Annotated in this window: 26 protein-coding genes; 7 read left to right on the forward strand and 19 right to left on the reverse strand. The window is 36.2% G+C overall.

The genetic code is table 11. The features are described 5' to 3' along the window. Window positions 1-178 precede the first annotated feature (178 nt). The 7 genes from B154_RS0121465 to B154_RS0121495 all read right to left on the reverse strand — a co-directional run bounded on the left by B154_RS0121465 (window position 179) and on the right by B154_RS0121495 (window position 6,183). On the reverse strand, window positions 179-784 hold the full coding sequence (locus B154_RS0121465; RefSeq protein ID WP_018616414.1) for a CDP-alcohol phosphatidyltransferase family protein: 606 nt from the start codon (window positions 782-784) through the stop codon (window positions 179-181). Continuing rightward, window positions 781-1,602 (reverse strand): phosphatidate cytidylyltransferase, encoded by an 822-nt coding sequence (locus B154_RS0121470; RefSeq protein ID WP_018616415.1) that lies wholly within the window; start codon window positions 1,600-1,602, stop codon window positions 781-783. The genes B154_RS0121465 and B154_RS0121470 overlap by 4 nt, the downstream gene beginning before the upstream one ends. 209 nt (window positions 1,603-1,811) lie before the next feature. Beyond that, window positions 1,812-2,270, reverse strand: coding sequence for a DUF2267 domain-containing protein (locus tag B154_RS0121475; RefSeq protein ID WP_026260349.1), 459 nt, complete (start codon window positions 2,268-2,270; stop codon window positions 1,812-1,814). A gap of 179 nt (window positions 2,271-2,449) precedes the next feature. Beyond that, window positions 2,450-2,716 (reverse strand): zinc ribbon domain-containing protein, encoded by a 267-nt coding sequence (locus tag B154_RS0121480; protein ID WP_018616417.1) that lies wholly within the window; start codon window positions 2,714-2,716, stop codon window positions 2,450-2,452. Window positions 2,717-2,917: 201 nt separating this feature from the next. Then, window positions 2,918-3,364, reverse strand: coding sequence for an Hsp20/alpha crystallin family protein (locus B154_RS29415; protein WP_018616418.1), 447 nt, complete (start codon window positions 3,362-3,364; stop codon window positions 2,918-2,920). A 114-nt stretch (window positions 3,365-3,478) separates the two neighbouring features. Continuing rightward, window positions 3,479-5,467 carry an ATP-dependent zinc metalloprotease FtsH gene (ftsH, locus tag B154_RS0121490; protein ID WP_018616419.1) on the reverse strand — a complete coding sequence of 663 codons (1,989 nt, stop codon included), beginning with the start codon at window positions 5,465-5,467 and terminating at the stop codon, window positions 3,479-3,481. Window positions 5,468-5,694: 227 nt separating this feature from the next. Beyond that, window positions 5,695-6,183 carry a hypothetical protein gene (locus B154_RS0121495; RefSeq protein WP_018616420.1) on the reverse strand — a complete coding sequence of 163 codons (489 nt, stop codon included), beginning with the start codon at window positions 6,181-6,183 and terminating at the stop codon, window positions 5,695-5,697. Window positions 6,184-6,712: 529 nt separating this feature from the next. Between B154_RS0121495 and B154_RS32000 the strand changes: the two genes are divergently transcribed. The 3 genes from B154_RS32000 (at window position 6,713) to B154_RS0121515 (ending at window position 10,084) form a co-directional block, all read left to right on the forward strand. Continuing rightward, the gene (locus B154_RS32000; protein ID WP_281166893.1) at window positions 6,713-7,390 is read left to right on the forward strand and encodes a porin family protein; all 678 of its coding nucleotides are present in this window, start codon (window positions 6,713-6,715) and stop codon (window positions 7,388-7,390) included. 219 nt (window positions 7,391-7,609) lie between these two features. Beyond that, on the forward strand, window positions 7,610-8,818 hold the full coding sequence (locus B154_RS0121510; RefSeq protein ID WP_018616423.1) for a hypothetical protein: 1,209 nt from the start codon (window positions 7,610-7,612) through the stop codon (window positions 8,816-8,818). A 267-nt stretch (window positions 8,819-9,085) separates the two neighbouring features. Next, complete coding sequence (locus B154_RS0121515; protein ID WP_018616424.1) at window positions 9,086-10,084, forward strand: hypothetical protein; 999 nt, start codon at window positions 9,086-9,088, stop codon at window positions 10,082-10,084. 40 nt (window positions 10,085-10,124) lie between these two features. Here B154_RS0121515 and B154_RS0121520 read toward each other — a convergent pair whose 3' ends face one another. The 6 genes from B154_RS0121520 to cysQ form a co-directional block, all read right to left on the reverse strand. After that, window positions 10,125-10,946 carry a polysaccharide deacetylase family protein gene (locus B154_RS0121520; protein ID WP_018616425.1) on the reverse strand — a complete coding sequence of 274 codons (822 nt, stop codon included), beginning with the start codon at window positions 10,944-10,946 and terminating at the stop codon, window positions 10,125-10,127. Between the two features lie 94 nt (window positions 10,947-11,040). Next, window positions 11,041-11,487, reverse strand: a complete 447-nt coding sequence (locus tag B154_RS0121525; protein ID WP_018616426.1) for an Hsp20/alpha crystallin family protein — start codon at window positions 11,485-11,487, stop codon at window positions 11,041-11,043. 233 nt (window positions 11,488-11,720) lie between these two features. Further along, window positions 11,721-12,158 (reverse strand): response regulator, encoded by a 438-nt coding sequence (locus tag B154_RS29420; protein ID WP_018616427.1) that lies wholly within the window; start codon window positions 12,156-12,158, stop codon window positions 11,721-11,723. A gap of 208 nt (window positions 12,159-12,366) precedes the next feature. Then, the gene (locus tag B154_RS29425; RefSeq protein WP_018616428.1) at window positions 12,367-13,998 is read right to left on the reverse strand and encodes a sensor histidine kinase; all 1,632 of its coding nucleotides are present in this window, start codon (window positions 13,996-13,998) and stop codon (window positions 12,367-12,369) included. A gap of 286 nt (window positions 13,999-14,284) precedes the next feature. Next, window positions 14,285-15,256, reverse strand: a complete 972-nt coding sequence (locus B154_RS0121540) for a ribose-phosphate diphosphokinase (protein WP_018616429.1) — start codon at window positions 15,254-15,256, stop codon at window positions 14,285-14,287. A 91-nt stretch (window positions 15,257-15,347) separates the two neighbouring features. Beyond that, on the reverse strand, window positions 15,348-16,127 hold the full coding sequence (gene cysQ / locus B154_RS0121545) for a 3'(2'),5'-bisphosphate nucleotidase CysQ (protein WP_018616430.1): 780 nt from the start codon (window positions 16,125-16,127) through the stop codon (window positions 15,348-15,350). A 306-nt stretch (window positions 16,128-16,433) separates the two neighbouring features. On the opposite strand from cysQ, the gene hpf reads away from it, so the two are divergent. The 3 genes from hpf to B154_RS0121565 all read left to right on the forward strand — a co-directional run bounded on the left by hpf (window position 16,434) and on the right by B154_RS0121565 (window position 19,049). After that, window positions 16,434-16,736 carry a ribosome hibernation-promoting factor, HPF/YfiA family gene (hpf, locus tag B154_RS0121550; protein ID WP_018616431.1) on the forward strand — a complete coding sequence of 101 codons (303 nt, stop codon included), beginning with the start codon at window positions 16,434-16,436 and terminating at the stop codon, window positions 16,734-16,736. Between the two features lie 159 nt (window positions 16,737-16,895). Next, window positions 16,896-18,182 carry an acetyl-CoA hydrolase/transferase family protein gene (locus tag B154_RS0121560; RefSeq protein ID WP_018616433.1) on the forward strand — a complete coding sequence of 429 codons (1,287 nt, stop codon included), beginning with the start codon at window positions 16,896-16,898 and terminating at the stop codon, window positions 18,180-18,182. A gap of 537 nt (window positions 18,183-18,719) precedes the next feature. Continuing rightward, the gene (locus B154_RS0121565) at window positions 18,720-19,049 is read left to right on the forward strand and encodes a hypothetical protein (protein WP_018616434.1); all 330 of its coding nucleotides are present in this window, start codon (window positions 18,720-18,722) and stop codon (window positions 19,047-19,049) included. A gap of 47 nt (window positions 19,050-19,096) precedes the next feature. On the opposite strand, the gene B154_RS0121570 is transcribed toward B154_RS0121565, so the two are convergent. From B154_RS0121570 to mgtE, 4 genes are all read right to left on the reverse strand, one after another. After that, window positions 19,097-20,227: a baeRF3 domain-containing protein gene (locus tag B154_RS0121570; protein WP_018616436.1), complete on the reverse strand. Its 1,131-nt coding sequence runs from the start codon at window positions 20,225-20,227 to the stop codon at window positions 19,097-19,099. A 52-nt stretch (window positions 20,228-20,279) separates the two neighbouring features. After that, window positions 20,280-21,110 carry a universal stress protein gene (locus B154_RS0121575; RefSeq protein WP_169337688.1) on the reverse strand — a complete coding sequence of 277 codons (831 nt, stop codon included), beginning with the start codon at window positions 21,108-21,110 and terminating at the stop codon, window positions 20,280-20,282. Window positions 21,111-21,404: 294 nt separating this feature from the next. Beyond that, complete coding sequence (locus B154_RS0121580) at window positions 21,405-21,683, reverse strand: hypothetical protein (protein ID WP_018616440.1); 279 nt, start codon at window positions 21,681-21,683, stop codon at window positions 21,405-21,407. Between the two features lie 242 nt (window positions 21,684-21,925). Further along, window positions 21,926-23,344, reverse strand: coding sequence for a magnesium transporter (gene mgtE, locus B154_RS0121585; RefSeq protein ID WP_018616441.1), 1,419 nt, complete (start codon window positions 23,342-23,344; stop codon window positions 21,926-21,928). Between the two features lie 80 nt (window positions 23,345-23,424). Here mgtE and B154_RS0121590 point away from each other — a divergent pair, with 80 nt between their 5' ends. Then, entirely contained in the window at window positions 23,425-23,808 is a 384-nt protein-coding gene (locus B154_RS0121590; RefSeq protein ID WP_018616442.1) for an SET domain-containing protein, read from the forward strand. A 725-nt stretch (window positions 23,809-24,533) separates the two neighbouring features. Here the strand turns inward: B154_RS0121590 and B154_RS0121595 are convergent. After that, window positions 24,534-25,310 (reverse strand): 3-keto-disaccharide hydrolase, encoded by a 777-nt coding sequence (locus B154_RS0121595; protein WP_018616443.1) that lies wholly within the window; start codon window positions 25,308-25,310, stop codon window positions 24,534-24,536. 149 nt (window positions 25,311-25,459) lie between these two features. Continuing rightward, the gene (locus B154_RS30985; RefSeq protein WP_018616444.1) at window positions 25,460-26,473 is read right to left on the reverse strand and encodes a phosphatase PAP2 family protein; all 1,014 of its coding nucleotides are present in this window, start codon (window positions 26,471-26,473) and stop codon (window positions 25,460-25,462) included. Window positions 26,474-26,563: the final 90 nt, after the last annotated feature.

Below are 26,563 nucleotides of genomic sequence, written 5' to 3' on the forward strand. Positions count from 1 at the left end.
ACTTCAAGTTCTTGTTTTTAGATTGCTTTCTAAATTGATAAATGTTGCAATTTTTAGAAAAAACCACCTGAAGGAAAAGATGCCTGATTTATTATTACAAAGAAGGAAATGCTAACAGAAATAATATTCGACTGAGAAGTTGCAAAAATTATTCAAGCCAATATATTTTATCTAATTATCAAATTTCATTTTTCAAAGAAGTGCTTTTTATAGTTCTTCTTTTCTTCAATATCCAATATACTCCCTTTACATCCGTTTGCCATTTTGGTAGCACTATAACAAGTATTATCTCTTCTATAATATCAGCGATAGTAACAAGGGCCGTTGTATAAAACAATAATGAAACGGGTTGTGGCAGAAAAAACATCAATATAAAAAACACGCCCTGCAATATGGCTGCAATTTTTGCTAAGTATGTATGAAAACTACTTAATTTTCCATACTGCCGAAGTGATAAAGAAACTTGAAGTATATACAAAACCAGCATTACAGAAATAACGACATAATTGCTTTTTATAAATAGTGGCTTGAGCATAAATAAGCCGATAATGGCAAGTAAAACAGTAAGGTCATCGGCAATAGAATCTAATCTTGAGCCCAATACACTTGTCACTTTATATCTGCGGGCAAGAAAACCATCAATAAAATCAGTAAAGAAACTTAGGCTTAACAGCCAACTAAATGTATGGATCTGTTTATCTACAAGCAGGAGTAACAGGACCGGGGCCGCAATTAAGCGGTAAAGGGTAATGGCATTAATGATATAATAGGCAGGCTTATTCATTCTTTAAAGAGAATCAAATAAGCAAAAACAAAAGGAGCGGAACCGAGCAATGAATCAAAACGGTCGAGCATACCGCCATGACCAGGCAAAATAGTACCGGCATCTTTAATGTTAAGACTTCTTTTCATTAAAGATTTTGTAAGATCTCCAACTGTACCGAAAACTACAATAAGTAGTGTAATAATGACCCAATCGACGGTATCGGTATCTAAAAGAAAATGAGTAGCAAAATATGAAACCAGAAGAGCAAGAATAGCTCCCCCTATACTTCCTTCCCACGTTTTGTTTGGAGAAATGCGCTCAAACAATTTGTGTTTACCAATGGCCTTTCCAACAACGTAAGCCCCCGAATCGCTTGTCCATAAAACTAAAAAATAGCAAAGCATCATGTAAGGATGATACCTGGATTGAGGAAACGGAAAAAAAGCTATAGCAATAAAGAAAATAACTGGAATCGTTATATAAATTATACCGAGAAAAGTGATTGCTATGTTTTGAAAAGGATTTGCTGATCTGAAGTAAAGTTCTTCTGCAAAAATTAAAAAGGCAAACGGAATAGAAACAAGCAAAATCTTCCAATTATAAAAATGACATACAACTAATGAGAACGTGATTAACATGACTAATGATAGAAGCATTCCTGAAATGTTTCGGGGAGTAAGAAACTTGGAATGAAACAAATGATAAAACTCCAGCAAGGCAAGGCAGTTGATCAGGATTAAGAGTGCAATGAAACTATAAGTACCTTCAATTATAGATGCTGTAATTACAAGTATTAAAAAAGCTCCGGTAATTAGTCTTTTTGATAAATTATTCATAAGCATTTCTAAAAAGCAACCGCAGCTTAATTTTTAAAAATTAAAGGACCTATATGATGTAGCTTTTACAACTTTTGGCGTTTTATCATTAATTTTTTCGGTATTTATGCTTCTATCATTTTTGCACTTTACATTCATCTTATTACAGCAATTCAGTTTGCTTTCGGGAAGATAGAAACTTCTTCTTAGGCTCCATTTTACGCTAATTTTTATAACACCAGTCGACCTTCACCCAGTGTTTCACGAATAAATTTCTGAATCTCTTCAGGAAGCACAGCGATCATATTATTTGTCTCACTTTCGCTTACAAAATAATGTAGGGTTCGTAAAACTGCTTTTAGCGCCTGCATTGCAGTCTCATCATTGCCAAAATCATAACTCGCTGTTTTACCGTCTTCCATTCGTATTTCGTCGAGAAAATCTTTTAAATGTTTTATACGGGTAAAGGAATTAGAAGGACTCCAACCATCTACGTATACACTTTTTAATGCCATTGGTAATTGTGATAGTAACTGAAGTGATTCTTCGACTGTAAGCCTGTTACGCAAGGCATGCAACACTGCACGTAATATACGGCCAGCCTTATCCCGCGACACCTTCAAGTCGTCTGCAAGCATTTTGACTACCTCATTTCCTTTCGCTGCATATTTTTCAAAATCTAGTGACATATACTTATCATTTATTGTGTTTATAATCTCTGTCAATTTCGAAAGTCCGTTTTAATATAAATAATGATACTTATCTAAGGGTCTTTAAAATAATGACAAATGTTTTTAAATGACTTGTTATAAGCATACGGACTTTGCCTTACATCTTGTATTGTAATAATTATATTTACAGTTTTATATTATGCTTTTACTTTTTGCCAGCGTTTTAAATACGGAAGAATATTAAGTGACTTTTCAATAATATCAGCTTGAATGTTCATTTTCGGCATTTGAGCAGCAAGAAATGACTTCATTTGTTCCATCGTCATATCCGGATTTATAAATGCACCATTCTGGTAACAATACTTGCAATACTCGCTGCTTTTTGAACCATCTTTTTCGGTACCCCTGTCATTAATATTGTCAATGGGCATTGTACAGCTCTGGCAAAACATTTGAGGATCCATGTTATAAATATTTTAGGGTGAATATTTTAATAAAATTGATTTTCGCCAATACAGATCCTTTAGATTGTACTTAGAGGCTAGTCCTCTTCTTTGGCTTTGATCGCTATTTTGTTTACAGCTTTCATTTGCTGTTGTTTCTTTTAGGAGAGAGACACTCATTTTTTAAGAAGCTTTGTATTAATGAATTGCGAATGCAAATCATTAATACACTACAATTGTTTTGTGTATGTTTTTTGCAGGCCGCCTTGTTTTAGGTACAAGCAAACGCAGTATTCCTTCTCTGTACTCCGCACCCGCAAATTCCGCATCCACATTTTTTGGTAGCGTAATTTGCCTTTTAAAACAGTCATAATTAAATTCATGTAAGTGAAAATTTTCAGGTTCACTTACATCGCATTCTATATGCATCACACAAACAGACAAAATATTTTCATCTGCTTGTATAAGAAATTCCTCTCTTTTTACGCCCGGTATGGCCACTTCCACTTTAAATGCGTTGTCTAATTCTGCTACGTTTACGGCCGGGAGAAATGTGTCAGCTTTATCCAGCCGTTTTAATTCTTCCTTTATTTGCTCCTCTTTCAGCAAGGGCACGTATTCTCCCGGATAAATAAGATCGTCAGAGTGATGGGATATTGAATTTTCCATTTTCGTAGTTTTAGTTGAGAAGAAACAACAAAACTACCTCCTCTGCAAGCTAATTTAATTGACCGTAATAATACAATTAAGTGATTCTGGTCATATTAAAGCTCCCTTTAAAAACTACTGCAAGGCAGCAGTTGGCACTTTTTGTATTGTTTGTGCCGCAGTCGTTTTCTCAGCGGCTCGTTTACCTAAAATATTTTCAAGGTCTTCTTTAAAAAGAACTTCTTTTTTTATTAAAAGCTCTGCCAGTTCAACTAGAAGGTCTTTGTTTTGCTGTAATATTTCTTTTGACCTGTCATATGCTCCTTCCACCAGTTTTCGAACTTCTTCATCAATTAGCTTTGCTGTTTCTTCACTGTATGGTTTTTGAAAACCAGTATCCCGCTGACCAGTAGAATCATAGAAACTGATGTTGCCAATTTTTTTATTGAAGCCATAATACACTACCATCATGTATGCTTCCTTTGTTACTTTTTCCAGGTCATCCAAAGCTCCGGATGACACTTCGCCAAACATAACTTCTTCCGATGCCCGGCCGCCTAATGTGGCACACAAATGCTCTACGAAAGCAGACTCAGTCCTTAATTGTTTTTCCTCTGGTAAATACCATGATGCACCTAAAGATTTACCTCTCGGAATGATGGATACTTTTACCAATGGATCAACCTGTTTCAATAACCAGCTAACGACAGCATGTCCGGCTTCGTGATAAGCAATTATTTTCTTTTCTTCAGGCGAAATGATTTTACTTTTCCTTTCAGCTCCCGCGACCACTCTGTCAATTGCATCAAAAAAGTCCTGTTTTCCAATTTTCGCTTTTTTATTTCGCGCTGCAATTAAAGCAGCTTCGTTACAAATGTTGGCAATATCAGCACCTGAAAAACCAGGAGTTTGGGATGCAAGAAGTTCGACATCTATTGTTTCATCCAGTACAAGTGGGCGCAGATGAACTTTAAAAATCTCTTCCCGTTCTTTCAGGTTTGGAAGCTCCAGATAAATGTGCCTGTCAAACCTTCCGGGCCTTAGCAATGCCGGATCAAGCATGTCAGCACGGTTTGTAGCTGCCAACACAATTACTCCACTATTGGTACCAAAACCATCCATTTCTGTAAGCAACTGATTTAAAGTACTTTCTCTTTCATCATTGTCACCTCCTATAAAAGCACCTTTACCTCTCGACCTACCAATGGCGTCTATCTCATCAATAAAAATAATACACGGCGCCTTTTCCTTCGCTTTCTTAAATAAATCACGAACCCTTGATGCACCAACCCCTACAAACATTTCGATAAATTCTGAACCTGAAATGGAAAAGAAAGGCACCTGGGCCTCTCCCGCAACAGCTTTTGCCAGTAATGTTTTCCCTGTCCCCGGCAACCCAACCAGTATCACACCCTTTGGAATTTTCGCCCCTAACTTTGTAAAAAACTCAGGTTTTTTTAAAAAATCGACAATCTCCTTCACTTCCATCTCAGCTTCTTCAAGCCCTGCTACATCATCAAAAGTTATGTTGCTTTTTTCCTTTTCAATTAAAGTAGCCGTAGATTTTCCAAAATTGAAAATAGAAGAGCCACCACCGGTTCCCATACCACTTGCCCTGCCAAGTAAAAAATTCCATAGTACAAAAAGCAGGATGAAGGGAAGAATTGTACCCATAATATCCCAAAACCAACTCCTCTTCTTTATATAACTCACATCAATTTTATCGTTTGCGGCAACATTTTTTTCAGCTTCATCTAATTTTCTCTCAAACGATTCGACTGATCCAATATTAAAGGAATAATGTGGCCCCAAATTCAAGGCACTTCCAACTGGTCTTGTAAAAGCATCTTTAAATTGAGGATCATTAGCGAATTCTTTTTTAATGTACACTTCCGCTTTTTCGTTGTTTATCACTACAATTTTCTCGACAGCCTTACGGCTTAGTATATCCTTTTGAAATTGTTGCCACGTTATTTCTTTTCCTTCTGAAGAAGGATTTAATATTGAGGGCAGCAGTATTATAGCAAGCATTAATAAATAAACCCACCAGTTAAACCACTTCTTTTTTGGTGGAACTTGCTGCTGCCTGCCTGGCTTTAAAGAGTTATTGCTGTTCTGACTCATACAATGGTGATAAAACCTATAAACTCAATTTTCATTACTACATTAAAAAAATATGTAACCGAATGTTTGGCTTAATAGAATGTCATAATTTGTTCGCTGTACCTCCAATTATTATTTCTTCAAACCTTATAACTTAACTATCAGTACAAAAACTATCAGTACAAAAACCCTTTAGTACTGATAGTTGGGTTAACCGTCAATGATTGTATGAGATAGTTTTATTGCTATTATGATGCCTTTTTAAATTTGTTCACTTCTTCTAATTCACCGTCTTCAACCCGTACCATCACGTAGTTTTTCAATCCCTCCAGGTTCACTACCCAAATATCCCGGTTAGATTCTTTTACGTTAAAAGCTCTCGTAATTTTAAATTCTTCATACGCTGATTGTATCTGTTGCCGTATTGCATCGGGAAGATTTTTTTCACTGCCGAAAGCGACGTCATATTTCAAGTAGCCATTTTTCTTAAAAAGTGCGTTATGATCCATATCATTCATAATAAATTTGGCTAGGTAATCTTTATCCTGCCTGTACCATTTGAGGTCCTGCGCGTCAGGAAATGATTTTCTAAAAGCCTTATTCACTTCTTTAGTAACCATGGCAGTAGAAGTAACTGTAACAGGTGCCAACTGAACAATTGAATCTTTTACCTGTGAAAACAATTCGGACAGGGGAAAAGCTAAAACCAACATGCAGATTAAAAGTTTCTTTTTCATAAAAACATTTTTTTTTAATTAATAATAATAAACCCGTTGTTGTTGAGATAGTAAAAAACTCAATTACTTCTCTTTTACATTTACAAAAAAACATCTATAAATTTTTCAAAAGAATGACGTACATCAGTATATATTATGATATAAATAATATGACTACCTATTCAAAGCCCATTGTTTCAACCTATTTTAAATAAAAAGCATACTTATATCTATTTTAGATGTTAAAAAATAGTGGTTAATATCAGTAAGTTTAATAACAAACCGCTTTTTGTTAGATACTATCGCTCTCTTTAGGCACAACCTATATCATGCTTTATGTACTGCGTTACATCATACATCTTGATGATCACGATCATTACGGAAAAGCCCAAGAAATCGTTGCTTTAACTTTTTTAGACTTAATTTTTTTTCCTCGAGATAAAGCGTCACAACGCACGCAACGAAATCAATAAGAAAAAGAGCCAGTATCAAAATTTTATTCATAATTATTTTTCTGCCGTTTTACTTTTCATCAAATGCGCAAGTATTCATTGGAGCAAAAGCAGGCATTAGCATCCCCGACTTAAAGGGCAACAATGAGCAAAGCAAAGGATATACATCGCGCCGGGGAATCTATGCAGGTTTAGCGGTCAACTTCAAACTAACACCATTAATTTCCCTACAGCCTGAAATCAATTTTTCTCCGCAGGGAGGACAACGTAGAGGCTTACAACCAGTGCCATCAGAAGCATTTAGAGGCACCGGTTTACCTCCCGGTACCGATTTATACGCCCGCTTTAAAAGTGAAACTATTTTAAACTATCTGGAAATCCCTTTATTAGCCAAACTGACATTTGGTACGAAGTTGAAATATTACGCTTGTTTTGGTCCACACATTGCTTTTTTACTTCAGGCCAAAACCAAAACCAGCGGCAACAGCCTATTATATCTTGATCCATCTGGCAGTACTGCTCTGATGCAATATGGGTATGTGCTTCCACCTGTTTCTTTCAATAATACAGTAAATATTAAGGAAAGTATCAAAACTGTAAATGCTGGCATACAAGGAGGTGGAGGGCTACAATACCCTATCGGCCACGGAAATATTTTTTTCGAAGGCAGGGCTATTATAGGTCTTACCAATATACAAACACACCCTCAAACAGATGGAGAAAATAAAACCGGTTCTCTTGCCGCAGCAGTCGGTTATTTGTTAAAACTAAAATAAGCAAAAACCATATATACCGAAGAATGACGACTGTCATTCGATAAAGTAACCTTCCTCATTGCTAATGGATACTGGATGAACTTATTTTGATGAGGGATTATAAAAAAATTGGCAAAGCGGAATACATATTTAGCCTAAGAGTTGTGCGACGCAACCAAAGAAGAATAATAGTACAGCAAACAATTCATTTTAAAATCTACCACAAAAAAACAGAAGGATATGAAACAACTAATTTCACTCCTTTTGCTGTTAACTGTAATTAGTAACGCAAAAGCTTATCAAATAAAATCAGGTGATAATGTAGTAATTAACACCCCGTTTTACGACAATCTGTATGTAGCAGGCGGAACTGTTACTATAGATGCTCCCATTTATGGAGATCTGATAATAGCAGGTGGAAATATTACCATTAATGACAGTGTGGCTAATGATGTTTTATTGGCCGGTGGCACAGCCACAATAAATGGAAATGTAGGCGATGACATACGCTGCGCAGGCGGTCAAATGTATGTACGAAAAAATGTAGGAGGAGAACTTTTTGTGACCGGTGGAAGAATAGAAATAGATAAGGATGTTATTGTAAACAAAGGATTGATGAGCAGTGGCGGCAATATAATTGTCAACGGCACGATCAAGGGAAATGCCAATGCTTTTGGTGGCAATATTGTTTTTAACGGGATTGCAGAAAAAGGACTGGATTGCCGCGGAGGACAAATAGAAATGAATGGTACAGTAATGGGTAAAACCATTCTGGCTGCCCAGCAAATTGCAATTGGCAATAATGCTTCATTTAATAATGATGTCCGTTATTGGGACAGGCGAGGAACGTTGGATTTTAGACAGTCAGTAAAAAACGGAAGTGCTATTTTCGATCCCTCTTTAAAAGTAACAAGCGGAGAATGGTATTTTTTTGGTTTTGCAACTATAATAGGTTTATTATGGTACGTTGGTATGGCCCTGTTGATGATAGCACTTGTACAATATCTGTTTAGCCGCACAATGCAAAAATCAGCAGAAACTGTCTTTAACACCGCCGTCAAATCTGCAGGGTATGGGTTATTGTTTTTAATAAGTGTACCTATAGCCACAATTATATTAATGGTAACCGTGATTGGAATACCTATAGCAATTATGCTTGCATCTGCCTATATCATGCTAATTCTGCTGTCAACTGTTATTACTTCTGTTGTTGCTTCTAACTGGATCAATAACCGCTACAAATCTAACTGGAAATACAGGCATTTGGTCTTTACTGCCTTCGGTGTGTTTATAGTTCTTAAAGTAGTTTCATACACTCCGTTTTTTGGTCCTTTGGTAATGCTTGCATTAGTCTGTACTGCCTTTGGTGCTATTTTATTGAACATCAACTGGAAAAGAAAACAACAAAACAATATTGTACATGAAGAACCAATAGAATATGCAACTTAATGATAGATATTTAATATGATTTATATTTCATCATAAGAGTCGCCATAAAAAATAAGTGGCGACTTTTCTTTCTCAATTTGTTAGTTCAATTAGCAATATATCATTAGGGAAAGACATCATCAATTAATACATATCATATAAAAAAACAGTTGAAATACTATTAATCGACCTCCGGCTATTAATATGGAAATAAGTAAAAACATATTTATCTCTTTCTTACTTAACAGAATTCACAAAAAGGTAGAATTCATTCTATTAATATTTTGCATGGGTTGTATTTATTGTAATCAACGAATAAATGTAAATACACAGAATTTTATAAACACTAGGGGCAACTTTCAACCAACTCATATTTTAGATAGCACAGATAAAGATACAGCCAAGCTTGACACAGCTTTATACAAGAGGATAGTGGCGAGACTGGCACATAATAATCCGAATGGGGGATGGCCGGTAAAAACAGCCTATCCCCTACCCGGTGCTATACTTCCTTTTAAAAGAATTGTTGCTTATTATGGAAACCTGTATTCTGCCGGCATGGGAATACTTGGTGCATTACCACCCGATCAAATGCTAGCGAAGCTTCAGGGTGAAGTGAAAAAATGGGAAGTAGCAGATACCTTAACACGTGTACAACCCGCTCTACATTATGTGGCTGTAACAGCACAACGAAAACCAGGAGCAAGTGGCAATTACAATTTACGTATGCCGCCTCGCCAAATAGACCGTATTTTGGAAATCGCAAAAAAAATCAACGCTATTGTCTTTCTTGATATACAAGTCGGCCATAGCACAGTGCAGCAAGAAATACCTTTGTTAAAAAAATATCTTACACTTCCGAATGTACACCTAGGTATAGATCCTGAATATTCTATGAAGTACGGAGAAGTTCCGTGTAGTGTTATCGGAACTTTTGATGCAGAAGATATCAACTATGCTTCAGATTACCTGGGGCAGTTGGTGCAGGAGTATAAGCTGCCTCCTAAAATCCTGGTAGTTCACCGTTTTACAAAAGCCATGGTTACTAATTATACAAAAATAGAAACCCGACCACAGGTGCAAATAGTAATGAATATGGATGGCTTTGGATACCCGGCAAAAAAAATTGATACGTATAAACACTTCATTGCAGGAGAGCCTGTTCAATTTACCGGATTTAAACTATTTTATAAAAATGATGTTCAGGTTCCTAAATGGCCAGTGTTAATGAAACCAGAAGAAATATTAAAACTATATCCACAGCCTATTTATATTCAATACCAGTAATGGCACCCTTTAAAACTTAAGAAGTTTCTTTATAAAAACTTTATTTAAAAGAAGTTTTAATTGCAGATAGTAACTGTTTTGTTGACCAGTTACCTGCAACAAGTATTCGCCGTATAGTGTATAATGGTTCTTTTTCGCTTTGCTTTCCTGATAATTGAAAAGCCTCTTTTATCCCACGCTTTTTTAATTCATCAATAGCTGCATCATTCCACGCGCCAAAAGGGTAAGCAAAGCTTTGTACCGGCTTGCCTATAATTTTCTCCAGGTAAAGGTTAGGTTTGTCTAATTGCACTACCCAATCCTTATCGTGTAACGTTCTCAGATCAAAGTGATCCCATGTATGACCACCTATAATATGTCCTTTTTCCGAAAGTGCTTTTAATTGCCCGGCTGTCATATATCCAGGCTTTCCTACGCATACCGTCATTATAAAAAAAACACCTTTAAAACCATATTTTTCCAGTTCCAGCGCTGCAATTGAATAATGTTCTCTGTGAGTATCATCAAAAGTAAACATAATAGGTTTGGGAGGCAATGGTGTACCATCAATCAAATAGGTCCATAATTGTGCCGGCAAAATCGTATGATAACCACTGTCTGCCAGTATTTTTACCTGTGCTTTAAAAGCGTTTGTACTTACTGTATAATCAGAACCGGCTCCGATGGTTACATCGTGAATGTTATGATAACATAAAACAGGCGCTTGATTTAATTTTTGTATAGCAAAAACGCTGGCAACGGAAGGGTTTATTATTGGTTGCTGCGATATCTTTTGCTGTTGATTTCTTTTTGTTTCTCCTGCACCACAACGCTGAAGCACAGTTACTCCTATTAATAATATAATAGTGTAAATAAGTTTCATACAAATAATTTTACAAGGTCTCGTAAGCAAAAGCAACTCAATTAAAAACCCCTGCCAGTTTTAGTAGCAGGGGTTTTTAATCCACCAGATGCGCTTACTGTACAGCAATTTGTTTATTCGATGCAGTCTTTTTAACTTCTTCTTTCTTAGGCAATATAAGTTGCAATACGCCATCAGTATAAGAAGCTGCAATACTATCTTTGTTTACATCTTCAGGCAGGGTGAAGCTGCGTGAGAACGAAGAATAATTATATTCTCTACGTGTAGATTTACCCTCTTTTTCTTCTTTTTCTTCTTCCTTTTCTGAACTGATAGCAATCATATTCCCCTCGACGTCTATTTTGAAATCTTCTTTCTTTAAACCAGGTGCCGCTACTGAAACTTTGTATTCTTTTTCATTTTCAGCAATATTTACAGCGGGTACGGTAACTGTACCGGGAAAGATGCTCTCTTTATCGAACCATTCGTTCCAGGGTTTGAAAAAATCATCAAATACAGATGGAAATGTGCGTGTAGGTCTTGTTAATGCATTCGTTGCCATAACTTTTGGTTTTAAATGAAAAAATTATTTTCGATAACAAATCTATCTTTTACAACACCATAAAGCAACGTCTGAGGTCAGTATGAGGGGTGAGTTAAATCAGTATTTATATGATCGTTTACACAACTGCTTTAATCCTTGAAAGTTTGCTGGTAAATTTTTAGCCAAAGAAAAAAAAGGCATTACAGCTAAAAAAGGCATCATGAACTGTGGAGTAGAGGATACATTTCTAATTACTTCATCAACATGTTATCATTCTCATTAGATAAATCGACTGATGAAGGCGTTACGTTGACATTGCTATTTTTTGTATCTAATCCTTTTTTAATGGTTATAAGAAGCTCTTCCTTTGTAAAAGGTTTTTGCAAATATTCATTCGCTCCTTTTATTAAATTTCTTTGAACCTCTGGGCAAAAAGAACCAGCAGAAAAAAAGATGAGAGGAATATTACGAACAGTATCATCCTCTTTAGCCAACTTCAAAAAAAAGCTACCATCTGTTTCAGGCATCATCATATCGCAAAGAATAAGGTCGGGTTGATAACTTTTTGCCAATTCAAATCCTGCCCTTCCGTTCTCTGCCACAAGCACAGTATAGTTATTTAGCAAAAGCAGCTCTTCAGTATTTTCTCTTATTTCAGCATTATCTTCTATAATCAATATCTTTTCCATCTATCAAACAAAGCTATTTGTTAGATGAAAAAATAGATATGAGTTTAATCAGAGTGATGAATAATTATAAGCAGGAATTAATATAGCGTTTTATACTAAGGGATGATCCTATTGTTTGATGGCTGTTTTTAAAGGCAGCATTTATTGCTAAGGAAAGAAAAGTTGTGTACTGCCTGCTTTCACCCCGTTTGTGAAGTAAACAAGCGTCTTAAATGTTCGAAATATCAGGATTAATAACCTGTGAAGAATCTGCATTTATACGAGCGGGAAATTCGACCGTAAAAGTTGAACCTTCATTTTCTTTGCTCAAAAAATAGATATCTCCCTCCAGTAGTTCAACATATTTTTTTACAATGTTTAATCCGAGCCCAGTGCCTTGTATATTAATTGTATTGTTTGCCCTGAAAAATTTGGAGAACATATCCTTTTGAGCCTCTAAAGGAATACCAATACCTTCATCGCGTATAGAAATAAAAACTTTTTCGCCTTTTTTATCTACTGTAATATAAATTTCCTTTTCTTCCGGAGAATACTTGACTGCGTTTGAAAGAAGATTTAATAATACATTTCTAAGTATTTTTTTATCCTGCAGCACTTCTTCAGGCGGGCCATTGTACATGTACCTGATTTGCTGTTTTTTCTTCTGCAACATGCCATCCATTTCTTCAATAATATCCTCCATAAACTCATGAAGATTAAAATTGATACTTTTAACTTCAACCTTACCTTGCTCGAGCTTGTCTAATGAAAGGAAATTGTTAAGTATGTCTGTGAGGTTTCTCACCGAGGACTTAATACGTTCTATATGCTTGCGCCGTTTCTCATCGTGCTCAGGGTCTATATAATGTTCCACTAATCCGACACTTGAAAGGATAGCGCTTAAAGGTGTTCTGAATTCATGTGAGGCCATGGAAACAAAACGAGATTTCAGTTCACTTAATTCCTTTTCACGCTCCAGCGCTTCTGTCAATTCGAGTGTTCTTTCTCTTATTTTCTTCTCAAGACCTTCATTGATCCGCGTGATTTGCTCTTCGGCAAGTTTACGTTGTGTAATATCTGATCGTATGGCCAGGTACTGGTAAGGCTGTTCGTTTTCATCTAAAAAAGGAATGATGGTAGTGTCTACCCAATAAAACGACCCATCCTTTGCCTTGTTTTTTAGTTCGCCTCTCCATACTTTGCCTGTAGTAATTGTTTCCCAGAGATCACGAAAAAATGCTTTAGAATGATAGCCGGAGTTGATGATGCGGTGGTCCTGCCCGATTAACTCCTCTTTGCCGTATTTAGATATTTTACAGAAATTGTCATTGACATATTTTATTACTCCTTTTTGATCAGTAATTGCTACAATTGACGCTTCATCTATTGCATGCCTATAATCCAGCACTTCAGATTTGCTTCTCTGCAACTGCACCCTAAGTTCTGAATTAAGTCTTTTAATTTCTTCTTCCGCTTTTCTTCGTCTTGTCATATCACGCGTCACCTTTCCAAATCCAATGAGTTTTCCCCTCGAATCTTTTAGCGCTGTGAATACAACATTTGCCCAAAACACGGAGCCGTCTTTACGAACCCGCCAACCCTCATCTTCAACCTTGCCCAATTCTTTCGCCATTTTCAAGTTCTGCTCGTGATGCCGATTTTTGAAGTCTTCCTTCGTGTAAAAAATCGAGAAATGTTTACCGATTATTTCACTTTCGGTATAGCCTTTAATTTGTTCTGCTCCTTTATTCCAGCTAATTATATAGCCATCGGGATCAATCATAAAAATTGCATAATCCTTTACGTTTTCCACCAAAAGCCTATAACTAGCCTGATCTATTTGAGGATATTCTTTTATCATAAAGTCAGTCTATTAAGAATTTGAAAAAAATAGAACTTCAATACTCACATTGCCATTTAAAAGCAGATGATTTTACAATTGATTATAAAATTACAGAATTTAACTTTATAACAAAATTGTATTATTTGTTCGTTTTTGATTATTAACTATTCATGAGTTGTCATCGTTGTTCCATTATGGTTTCTTTTAACTGCATCTGGCTAACTAACAATACCCATTCTTCATAATGTATTTTTAAATAGTCTTTTTAAACAACTGGCATAACAATTAGCCTGGATAATATTATTTAATCGTTTAGTAACGCTGTAATCGAGCCACCCTCCTGTATTCTTTCTATAGCAGCAGAAAATAATGGTGTGACGTCTAAAACAGTGATTTTATTCATTAGCTCCCTGTTTTCGAGGTTGAGAGGAGGAATGGTATTGGTGATAACAATGTGATCCAGACCTTCTTCATTCAATACTTCCCAAGCTCTGCCACTAAAAATGCCATGTGTAACTACTGCTATTACACCTTTCGCCCCAGCACTTTTGCAAGCGGTGACAGAGCGGGCAATAGTAGTGCCGGTACTAATCATATCATCAATAATGATAACAGTTTTACCTTTTACATCTCCTACAATTGTCTCACCTGTTACTACACCTGCCTTTCGGTACTTTTCCTTAAAAACTAAGGAAAATTCTTTTTGTATTCTTTTGTTCAGTGCCTTTTGAAAAAGTTCAGCTCTTTTTACCCCACCTACATCTGGCGACATAATAACAATATCTTTCCCTGCAATAATAGGAACCAAGTGATCAATAAATATTTTTTTAGCCTCCAGATTTTCCGTTGCGCATCTAAAAGCATTTTGAAAGGCGGAAATATTATGTATATCTATGGTTAAAACCTGGTCCGCGCCAACCGTTTCAAACAATGCCGCTACGTAGCGTGTTGTAACCGGTCCCCCCGGTTCTGACTTTTGGTCTTTACGTGCATAACACAGGTAAGGGACAACTGCGATCACCTTTCTTGCTGAAGCATCTTTTAAAGCACCGATAAAAAAAAGAAGACGGCAAAGCTTGTCATTTATGCTTAAGTGCTTATCGGCATACAAAGATTGTATTACATAAACATCTTCATTTCGTACACTCTCAAGCGGACGGCTTTCATGCTCGCCATCTTCAAATTCTGTTTCTTCATGTTTGCCAAGTGGAAGGCCCAGATGTTTGGCTACCAGTTCTCCAAATGTCTTACTGCTGTTAAGTGCAAATAGTTTCATAAAATACTAAAGTTGGCTAAATAAATAAATGCATACTCAATTTCATCGTCATTTGCTTGTTTTACAGAGGTCCAAAAGGAATGATTACAAATCAAAAAGCGATAAAAAATGGATTCTTAGGATCAGGTTTGTTATAGACTAGTTCTGTTTTTAAATCTGTATGATACACTCCCCGGTTGGAAGCATTTAAAATAGCATGGGCAGCAGCGGTATCCCATTCCATAGTTGTTCCCAATCTCGGGTATATGTCGGCCTGATTTTCAAGCAGCAACATAAACTTAAGGGCACTGCCCATTGACTTTAGTGTAACATTTCCAAATTGATTTATAAAATCTATTGTTTCTTTTGATAGATGTGACCTGGATGCTACTGCTGTTAAATGTTCTTTTCGCAACAGCTCATCAAACTTCTTTCTTTCAGATAACGGTTTAAACTCAATTTGTTTTCCTTTTTCTTTTTTGAACACTCCTGTTTCATTTGAACCGACGTATAGAATATCCATGCAAGACACATATATTACACCTGCTATCGGCTTGTTATTTCTTACTAATGCAATATTAATTGTAAACTCTCCATTTTTATTAATGAACTCTTTCGTTCCATCAAGTGGGTCTATTAGCCAGAAGTGCTCCCAGTTTTTTCTTTCATCAAAGTCAATACTTACCCCTTCTTCCGAAAAAACCGGCAAATTTGTTTTAGAAAGATGTTTATGTATGGTGGAATGGGATCTTTTATCAGCAATTGTTATAGGAGTTTCATCTGGCTTCAGTTCTGCTAAAAATGTCTCAGACAAGTAGACATCCATAATTACTTTACCCGCCTCAAGTGCTGCAAGTTGTGCTACATCTAATAAGTGCCGGACATCGTCCATTTTCGTTTTGCTTTATACACTTTGCTACTTACACAGCAGCAATAACAAGGTTTATACTAATAAAAATAAAACTATTCTGCAATACTTACTTGGGTAAAAGGCCTATCAGGTATTTTGTAGAATAAACATAAAACTATTAGGAGTAAATAGTTATTTTGAAAACTGATCATCAGAATTTATAGGATTAACTTAAAAAATACAAAGGCGACAAGTGACAACGGTCAGTATTTCCTGTGATGGGTGTCATAAGAAGATGAATTAACGTATGATAGCTTTATGATTTTATTAATAAAATCGTAAAAGAAAATGATCTTACATATTGAAACTCCGCATTTCGAATCGGATACAAGCCTTGAAGAACTTATACGTTCAAAATTTGAACATTTGGACAAATTATATCAGCGAATTGAAAATATTGATGTAGTACTGCGAAAAGTTAATGATGACCATGATAGAAACTGCGAAATAGAAGCAAAGCTATTGGTGCCTAAAAAAACACTGTTTGCCACAGAGCGCGAAGAAACATTTGAAGAAGCCTTACGAAAAGTAATAAACGATGTAGAGCATCAGTTACGAAAACATAAGGAAGAACTTAATGAAAAAAGATAACTATATTATCGATAGTTATTGCACACAAAAATTATTAACTTATTGTAGTCTTGGTTTTGACCGTTGGTTGAGAAGTATTAGATGGCGTATAAGTGGTAAGCTACCAGCATGGGTAGAAATTATCGATTATAAATATTTTGGCAAAAGAAGTATTAGCCGATGAAAATGACTGTTAATTATACAAATGCCTGGGATGCCTTATCTATTATTCATTCCGGAAACAGGGTGTTTATACAGGGAAGTGCACAAACACCCTCTTTTTTATTGAAAGAACTTGCAAAGGGGGCAAGTCGTTTTAAAGATGTTGAATTGGTCTTCATCTCTGTGTATGGAGATCTCGAAGTGGATAAACCGGAATATGCAAACAATTTTCGTATTAACTCCCTGTTTGTATCTGCAGCAGTCCGTAATGCAGTTTGTGAGGGAAGGGCGGATTACGTGCCTGTTTTTTTAAGTGAAATACCCAATCTTTTTGCTCAAAATATTTTACCTGTAGATGTTGCATTGGTACAGGTTTCGCCACCTGATAAACATGGCTATTGCTCTTTAGGTTTATCTGTTGACATTGCGCGATCGGCCGTCAACAATGCAAAATATGTAATTGCACAGGTAAATCCCCATGTACCCAGAACGCATGGCGATGGTCTTATTCACTGCAGTCGCTTCTATGCGATGGTTACCTGTGATGATCCGCTTTATGAAGCGAATCTAAGCATAGAAGAAACAAAAGAGGAATTAAGGATTGGCGAGTATGTAGCCAGCTTAATTGAAAACAGAAGCACATTGCAAACAGGCATTGGAACGATACCTAACGCTGTACTAAAATCATTAACCAATCATAAAGACTTAGGTATTCATACAGAAATGTGCTCAGATGGGGTTATTGATTTAATTGAGAAGGAAGTAATTACGAATAAGTATAAAAAAATTCATCCTAACAAAGCAGTAACAGCTTTTGCTTTAGGTACGCGAAAGTTATACGATTATGTGGATGACAATCCTTTTTTCCAGTTTTTAGATATTGATTATGTAAATGACCCTAATGTAATTTGCCGAAATAATAAAATGGTGGCTATAAACAGTGCTATTGAAATTGATATAACAGGGCAAATTTGTTCTGATTCTATTGGTACTTATCAGTTTTCTGGTGTGGGCGGGCAAATGGATTTTATAAGAGGCGCTTCACTAAGCGAAGGAGGTAGGCCTATTATTGCCTTGCCATCGCGCACAGCTAAAGGCATTGCCCGCATTGTTGCTACTTTAAAGCCTGGTGCAGGAGTAGTTACAACAAGAGCTCACGTACATTACGTAGTAACAGAATATGGCATTGCTTATTTATTTGGCAAAAACCTCAGACAGCGTGCTAAAGCCCTGATTAATATCGCCCACCCTGAAGATAGGGAAACATTGGAAAAAGCTTGTTTTGAACGCTTTAAAGTATTTTAACTGCCTTTTTGGTTATTTGTATTTACATCATTATGCAACTTAATGCTTCAATGCTGATTAAGGACTCTCCATTCTAACTCATCCTATAAGTTTTTATAATTGATGTTCATATCGACTCCGGCATTGAAGTAAATTTATTCGTTTTTTCATTTTTCCTACATGCGCTTTTATTATCCATTTGATTGTTTTGGTTGAGATAGATTAGTGTTCCTGCAATAATTATTGACCCATATCATAATCATCAGTGATTGCTATCATCATCTTAATGAAAGAACAGAAGTAGCTTTAAGCAATCTGTTAACCTATGCCTTAAAATCAGGCAGCGATGACCCCTTTTTCATACACGACTAAATCAGGTCTTATAAAAAACATCAAAAGCGATTTACTTAAACAGGTTGTCATTAATGGAAGTACTTATTTTTTCTGGTAATGGGTAATCCTATTCTGAACCTGTTAAGTATCTTATGCGACGAGCAAGGTGACCGGAAGCAGAATAAAAATTTATTTAAAATTAGCTAACAATTTAAATCTTCAGTTATGAATATTGAATTTCATACACCTCATGGAGAGGTTAAGGAATGGGTAATCAACTATGTAAAAGACGAATTAATAGAGTTGTATCACCGAGATAACGAGATTAAAAGAGCAGAGGTATATTTCAATGAGCAAACAGACGGCCTCACACGTTATCAAGTGTGCGAAATTGATCTGGCAATATATGGAGAAATGCTTATTGTGGAGCGAAAGGCTGACAGCTATGATCAAGCAGTGCGCGATGCGCTCAAAGAGTTAAGTGAAAAAGTGGATGAACAGATAAGAATACGAAACAGACTACTTGATGAAATAACCAGCACAGTAAAGGTGTAAGAAAAGTCTTACACCTTAAGGTCGAATTTGTTCGCGGAAATGACTTCTTAATACCGTGTAATAAGGGCTATGTGTTGATGAGCGGCAAGCGCGCCATTTGCTACTAGTGTTACTTCCTCATCCTTTTCTAATGCTGTTTCAATAAGTGTATTTACGGCATCAGGCAGTATTGTATAATCTTCTCTAACAGGATGCAGGTATAAATTGTAATCATCATTTTTTATTAAAAAACCAGAGAGCCTAAAATCTTTTTCTACTAACAATTTTAAACCCCTACCCTCTTTTACCGCTTTCCAGATGTCTGTAATTCCGGCAATTCCGTGTCGTTGTCCAATTTTTTCTTCAAATTCCCTGACCAGTTTCTGTTTGGCTTCATCAAGGAATGCTCTCATTGCTTCCCATGTTAATGCCGCCAATTCTTTTAATGGCATATAAGTATAATTTCCGTGCATTTCGCCTGCAATATTTTTGTGCTTTGTTATATTGTTGAAATAAGATACATCCTTGTTCGCTCCTGCTACTATCAGGCAAGTATTATCAGTAACATAAGTATTCAATACCTCGTCTGCCTGTTGTAAGAAATCCTCATAACGCATTTCTTCAAGTTGTGATTTATCTCTTTCAAATTCCTTTGTAAAAGCATTACCAACGTAAGATGACCCGCGTGAAGGCCGGTTATATTCATAATCATCTTCGTGCTTCATTGGAAAATGAACATCATTAATTTCCTCAAGAGCATTCAACTTTCCCTTATACAGTTTTGCTTCTTTTTCGGTTAAAAGCAATACCAAATAGGGTTGTAAGTAATAATCCTGGTATAACAAATCCCTGATCTCAAAGGAATCTGTAATAATTACCTTTTCTTCTACCGGAAAAAAGAACTGAACCTGTTGTTTGAAGTTGGGAGAAACAAACAACCCGATTCCTTCCGCATTGTGATCGAAATCAATTTGCCCATATAATTGATCAAGTGATTCAATCAGGGGCTTTATCTCATCTTTTTCGTATTTATATTGCAAATATTCTTTCGCCTTATTAACCATTCTTTCAACTTCTACAGGATCTGCTCTTCTTTCAGGCGACAGCCTGTGGGTGGGAACGATAATGGAAATACAGATTTTTCCTTTCTCCTTTTGCATTCCAACTAATTCTTCTCGTGTTAAATAATCGGTTTTCATATGAAAGTTGTTTTCAATATCTTAATATTTTTTTTCGAAGGGGATTCATTTATTAATAATGGGCAACAAAAACAGGCAAGCTGGTAGTTCTTCCATTATCCTCCGCATCATTTTCAAAAAATGACGCAAGCAATCCTCTTCCAAAAGCGCCCATCACAACAAAGTCATTTTTCTTTTTAAGCAGGTAATTAAAAAAGGCTTCGGTTACATCTCCTTCCAGGCGGACAAATTCAACATCGTGGTAGTGGTATGTGAGCCATGCTGTAACCGTTTGCACTTCTTCAGGGCCAATTTCGCTTTCAGCGTTTAAATCAATTATCTTGACTCTTTTGTTTTTAAACTCAGGAAATAAATAGGTAAACTGTTTAATAGCAAATACTGATGATTTACTTCCACTATAACAAAACACTATATTGTCGATACTGCTAAAAGTTTGTGGAGCGATAACTACAGGACACTCAGCATTGTTTAATATATCTTTTACAAACCGTGTGGGCAAACCTTCATACATTCCCGAAAATGACGTTCTTGCATCAACAATCAATATATCCGCAAATCTCGTTTTGCTTATAATATCAATTTCCGGTATACCATTATCAACTTCAACAAAAGCCTTCACGCCTTCCTGCCCGGCCATATGCTTAAACAGGCGAATATTTGCATCTCTAATAGCAATATTATCTTCAATGGATTCGGTGATCGAAATAGATTCGACCGAGGTTGTTTCTTCCGTCTGACTAATCACTATTTCCTTTGCAATAACAATGTTTTCGAGGAAAATACCAGTAAGTTTTGAATTGGTGAGCCGCGTAAGATAACAGGCAAAGCGAACTGCATTGGCATCTACGTTCTGGCTATCGATAGCTAGTAATATCTTTTCCATAAAAAGTGTTTCAATAAAGGTATTGTTCCACTTTTCCATTGTTTATGATTGCCATCATCATCACTACTGATTCACATTAGTGCTTTTAACTATACGCTAGTGAGTTGAATGGCTGGCTTTTACAAAAAAATACAATCTCTGCTAATCACGGAAATGATTAAAGAAAAGTTGCTGAACTGGCAGTTAGTAGAATTATATGTATAATAAATAAATTATTTGCGTTAGGATTGGGTTAATACATAATAAAGGGAAACGTTTTTTTATAAATAGAAGTTTGTAAATTTCTTGTTACGCTCAACTTTCTGTACAAATCTTTCTAATCAAATCAGCTTTAGCCTCAGACTCTTTGCTCCAATACTTTATGTTATTTTCTGTATCGGTTGAATACAACGTGGTACACATTCCTTTATATCCTATTGTCCAGCAGTAACCATACTCGTTATGTTCTATCATAGCCCACTTGAAATGAGGATTGGCAGGTAATTCATACATTTTATTAACCTTCATATGCTCAACGAAGATTTCAAAACGCGAATCTGTTATTTTTGTTTCTTTTCTCATTTCTTCTTTCATTTAGCAAGCTTTAATTTTAGCGCCACCCATGAGAATGTTAATGGCCGCTGATGAAGTAACTAGGGAGTAAATTATTTCTTTTTCCTGAATAAATCATTTTATCATTACATTAATAAATAATATTAATTTATTTACAAGTTCTTATACCCGTTTCTCTATAAATAAACGATTGATTTCTATTAATTTTTTGAAATAAACTTAATTACGACTAAAAATTGAAAATAAGAATTATGAAAAATAGTCTATAATAATACATTCTGAAGAAAAAGATAGGCGACACTAAAGTATATAACTATACCGGTGACATCTACCAAAGTAGCGACAAAGGGCGCGGATGAAACTGCAGGGTCCGCACCCATCCTCTTTAATGCAATAGGAAGCATAGAGCCAGCCAGCGTTCCCCACAAGACAACACCTATTAAAGAGACGCCTATGGTACAGGCAATTAACATCCAATGTTCACCGTACAAATTCTGAATGACACCATGCTGCATTAAAAAATGCCACGCTATAATTCGGACAAATCCAATTGCTCCAAGAATACTTCCTAAGGTTAAGCCTGAAAATATTTCCCGCCTCATAACGCGCCACCAATCAGTTAAATGGTCAACATCACCCACAGCCATTGCCTGGATGACTAATGTAGAAGCCTGGGAGCCGCTGTTGCCACCGCTTGACATAATTAGTGGTATAAAAATAGCAAGCACTGTAGCCTTTGAAATTTCATCATTAAAATAAGCCATAGCTGTAGCGGTAAACAACTCGCTCAAAAACAAAACAATCAGCCATCCTGCTCTTTTCTGTATCAATTTAAAGAAAGAAATTTCCAGGTATGGTTCATTTAGTGCTTCTGTTCCACCCATCTTTTGCATGTCTTCGCTAAACTCTTCCTGTGCTACCCACAATATATCGTCAATGGTAACTATACCTAGCAGCACGTTGTTATCATCTACAACAGGCAACGCAGTACGGTTATTCATTTTAAATACCTGGTTTGCGTACTCCTGGTCATCTTTTACATTTAAAGAAATCACCCTTTCATCCATTAATTCGCGCACTTGCCTGTCTGGAGCGGCAAGTATAAATTCCTTTATCCGCAGGTCGTCTATCAATTGTCCCTTTTCATTTATTACATAAATTACATCTATTGTTTCTGTATTCTTAGCGTACTTACGGATGATCTGAAAAACTTCTTCTACTGTATTGTGCTCGTAAACATACACATAATCGGGCAGCATTAGGCGACCGACACTGCCTTCGGGGTAACCTAATAACGAGAGCGTTACTAGTCTTTCCTCAGGATCGAGCAGTTTTATAAGGTCTCTTAAAACTTCTTTAGGCAAATCCTCCAAAAAATCTGTTCTGTCGTCTGCCTGCAGTTCGTTTAAAAGCTCTGCGGTTTTAAAGGAAGGAAGCTCTGAAACTATTCGTTTCTGGGTAGGGAAATCAAGAATTTTAAAAGTACTGGCAGCGCGATGTATTGATAAATTGGCAATTATCTGGGCTTCATAATCAGGATAGTCTGATAGTAGATCTGCGACATCTGCAATATTCTGGTCATCCAAAAACTCCCTGATGGCCAGTTTATCTTCAGTGGCAATCACTTGCTCAAACTTTTCCTGTATGCTTTGTTCTTCTATATCTTCTAATTCTAAAGCCATGCTGCAAATTAAGTATTTTGATTGCTTAATTTTTATTTACTGTTTTCAATTTCTTTAACTTCGGCCGCCAACAAATATTTATGCTGTTACCAAATCTTGTTATTGCCCCTTCGGAAAATCGTGGAAGGGGAGTTTTTACTACCAAAAATATTCCCGCAGACACTGTTATAGAAATTTCCCCGGTGATAGAATTATCGCAAAAAGAAAGAAAGCAAATAGAAGGAACCAAACTATATCACTACATATTTGAGTGGGGGAAAAGCAAGCGTAAAGCTGCCATGGCTTTAGGTTATGTCTCCATGTACAATCATTCGTTTGAGCCTAATTGTGAGTATGAAATGGATTATGAAAACGCCACAATGACTATAAGAACAATTAAAAACATTAGGAAAGGAGAAGAATTATATTTCAGTTACAACGGAGACCCTACCGATAAAACGCCGCTGTGGTTTGAGACGACCTAGAGGATTTTCATTTAATTGCGAGAATATGCTTAAGCGAATCAGTTGAAGTAGTTTTACTATTTAAACTGAAAATTTCAGAATTAATCATTTAGTCCAAAAATCTTTTATTTTTCAATAATAGCTTTTTTTACCGACCGTACATCTCTTTTCAACATTGTTGTGTCACTCACTTGTACAATCACTTTCCTATTCAGCTTTTTTTGTGTTTTAAGTAAAAGGCAGCAAAATAAAACACGTTAGAATCTACAGGTCGAAGATTTAAGCTGCTTCGTCTTTTTCTTTTTTGGTAGGTGTTTTTATAATCCACACTATATATGTAACACCTGCGTAAATCAAAGCGATGCCTGCTAATGTACTGGTTATGGTAGCAGTTTTACCTTTCGTTACTGAGCTAACTATTATTAACGCAATAGTTATTATAATCAGGAATATTTTTTTTTAAAGACCTTTAAATATCGCGATAGCATATTGCTGAATTTGTAAATAAATATATTAGGTGCACCGGCACTCTTGTAAACTTCGACGAATAGCGGTAAAAGTAAAATTTTAAATGGTTATCTTTTAATGATTCTTTTCTAATGATTGCACGTAATTGAAAGTGTTATTGAATAATAGTAAGAAAAAATTATAAACGGCAAATAAGCGTATAAGAAAAGCCTTTACATTTTTGTGTTTGTAAAGGCTTTTATCCATCAATGGCAGTATAAATATTTATATCAAAATACTTAAGCAGGCCTGATCCAAATATTGCGGAAGCTAATTGGTTCACTTTTATCGCCATGTGCCTGCAATTTTATAGGTGCAGGACCATGTTTTTTGCGATAAGCGGGTTGACCAATGTATTGAGTAGGGCCTTTTAGCTCTGTATTGTTTTGTACCAGAACACCATTAAAATAAACTGTCACTCGGGCAGGGCTTAGCAAACTTCCATCTTCATTAAAACGTGGAGCTTTCCATGCAACATCATAATTTTGCCATTCTCCCGCAGGAAGATTAGGATTTACCAGTGGAGCAAACTGCTTGTAAATACTGCCCGCCTGTCCATTCACGTACGTTTTGTTTTCGTAGTTATCCAGTATTTGCAATTCATACCCCTCGTCGCCCTTGCCTATGGAAGCAAGAAATAAACCGCTGTTGCCCCTTGCCTGGCCAGAACCGGTAATATTTTTAGGTACACGCCATTCTACATGCAATTGGTAATCCTGGAAAGACTGTTTGGTTTGTATATTACCGCCGCTTTTATTTACCGTCATTATTCCTCCCGATACATTCCAGGTAGCAGGTTTGGTAGTGTCATCAGTAGTTACCCAATTATCAAGGTTTTTTCCATCAAATAAAATAATGGCATCTGAAGGAGGTTTCGTGCTCGTAACCGGCCCCGGAGTAACTTTTGGAGGTACGGGTGTATAAAATTCCGTATCTTCCGGCTTCCCATTTTGCTGAGCTACAGCTATGCTCATGCTTACTGCTAATGCAACTAAAGAACACAAAGATTTCTTCATTCTGGCTATTTTTGTTTAAAAGATTTATTTCATTCAAATATCAAAAAAAATATAACAATCGCGGTAAAAACTTTACCTGCTTTATTTGTTTCAGTTGTTAAAAAGGTGGTGATCGGCAGAGAGTTTGACATGTCTGCCTTCGCAAAAATTTAGAACTTATAAATTATCCCCGGCATAACTGCACCATTTAAATAATTAAATGTATAAGTAAGTTCTCCTCTTTTTTTTGCAGTTGCGGCCGAACCCACCACTTGCCTGTTTCTTTTTACAACTTGTTTTGCGCACAAGTATCCCATAGCAAGAGCAAGCGGGTAATCACTTGCCCAGTGTACTTTATTATTAATCATAGCGTAGCCAACCAGTCCTGTTATAGAATACCCTACTGGTTTAATCCATTTTTTCTCGGGATAATTTTCAGAAAAAATAGTAACTGACGACATTAATGTAGCAAGATGACCTGATGGAAACGCATCAAAATTAGGCGTATGATTCTGGTATTGTGAAAAAGAGGGTAAAAAATTCCATTTCCCTCCTGGTGTAGTAGTTTCACTTGGGCTTTGCCTGCCTGTTACTCTTTTCACTATTTGTGTACTTACACCCATAAGTATAAACGCTTCTGCTAATTGACTCGCTGTACTTAAAGCTCTGTAATCTTTATTTATTTTGCCATAAGTGTATAGCCCCGCGCCAATCAACAGGCTTGGGAAGCCTTGCCCTACCTGGTATAAAGCTGTGTTTACATTTGCAGGCAATCTAAAGAGACTTACATCTTTGCCACCCATTTTAAAATTTAAAAGGTTTTTATTTTTTTCTTCGGCGTGGAGGTGAATGTTATCAGAAAATTGAATAACCCCATCAGCAATGGCCTGGTCGCAAAGCAACAATAGTCCTGTACTGCCTGCTATCAGAAGCCACGGCTTTACACTTTCTTTTTTAAAAGCTGCGGAAGCAATACCCGCAGCATCACCCGGAAGATTTCTGATAAAACCAAATTGTCTAGGCTTGGTGTAAACAAGCGATTTACCATTGCCTACGTTATATACCATCTCGTCATTTATCCTGGTAATTTTTTTATCCTTATTTATACTATCATTCGTCGCCTGAGAACGGACCACAGAATAGTGAATGATGATTAGAAGAAGTATCGCTATTTTTTTGAACATAAAATACTTAGATTATTAGAACACCGGATTTTATTTTAAGAAGGAAAATTTTTTGGCAAGCTAATATATTAAGCCTAATTAATTTTTATA

The organism is Segetibacter koreensis DSM 18137, assembly GCF_000374045.1.
Taxonomy (GTDB): domain Bacteria; phylum Bacteroidota; class Bacteroidia; order Chitinophagales; family Chitinophagaceae; genus Segetibacter; species Segetibacter koreensis.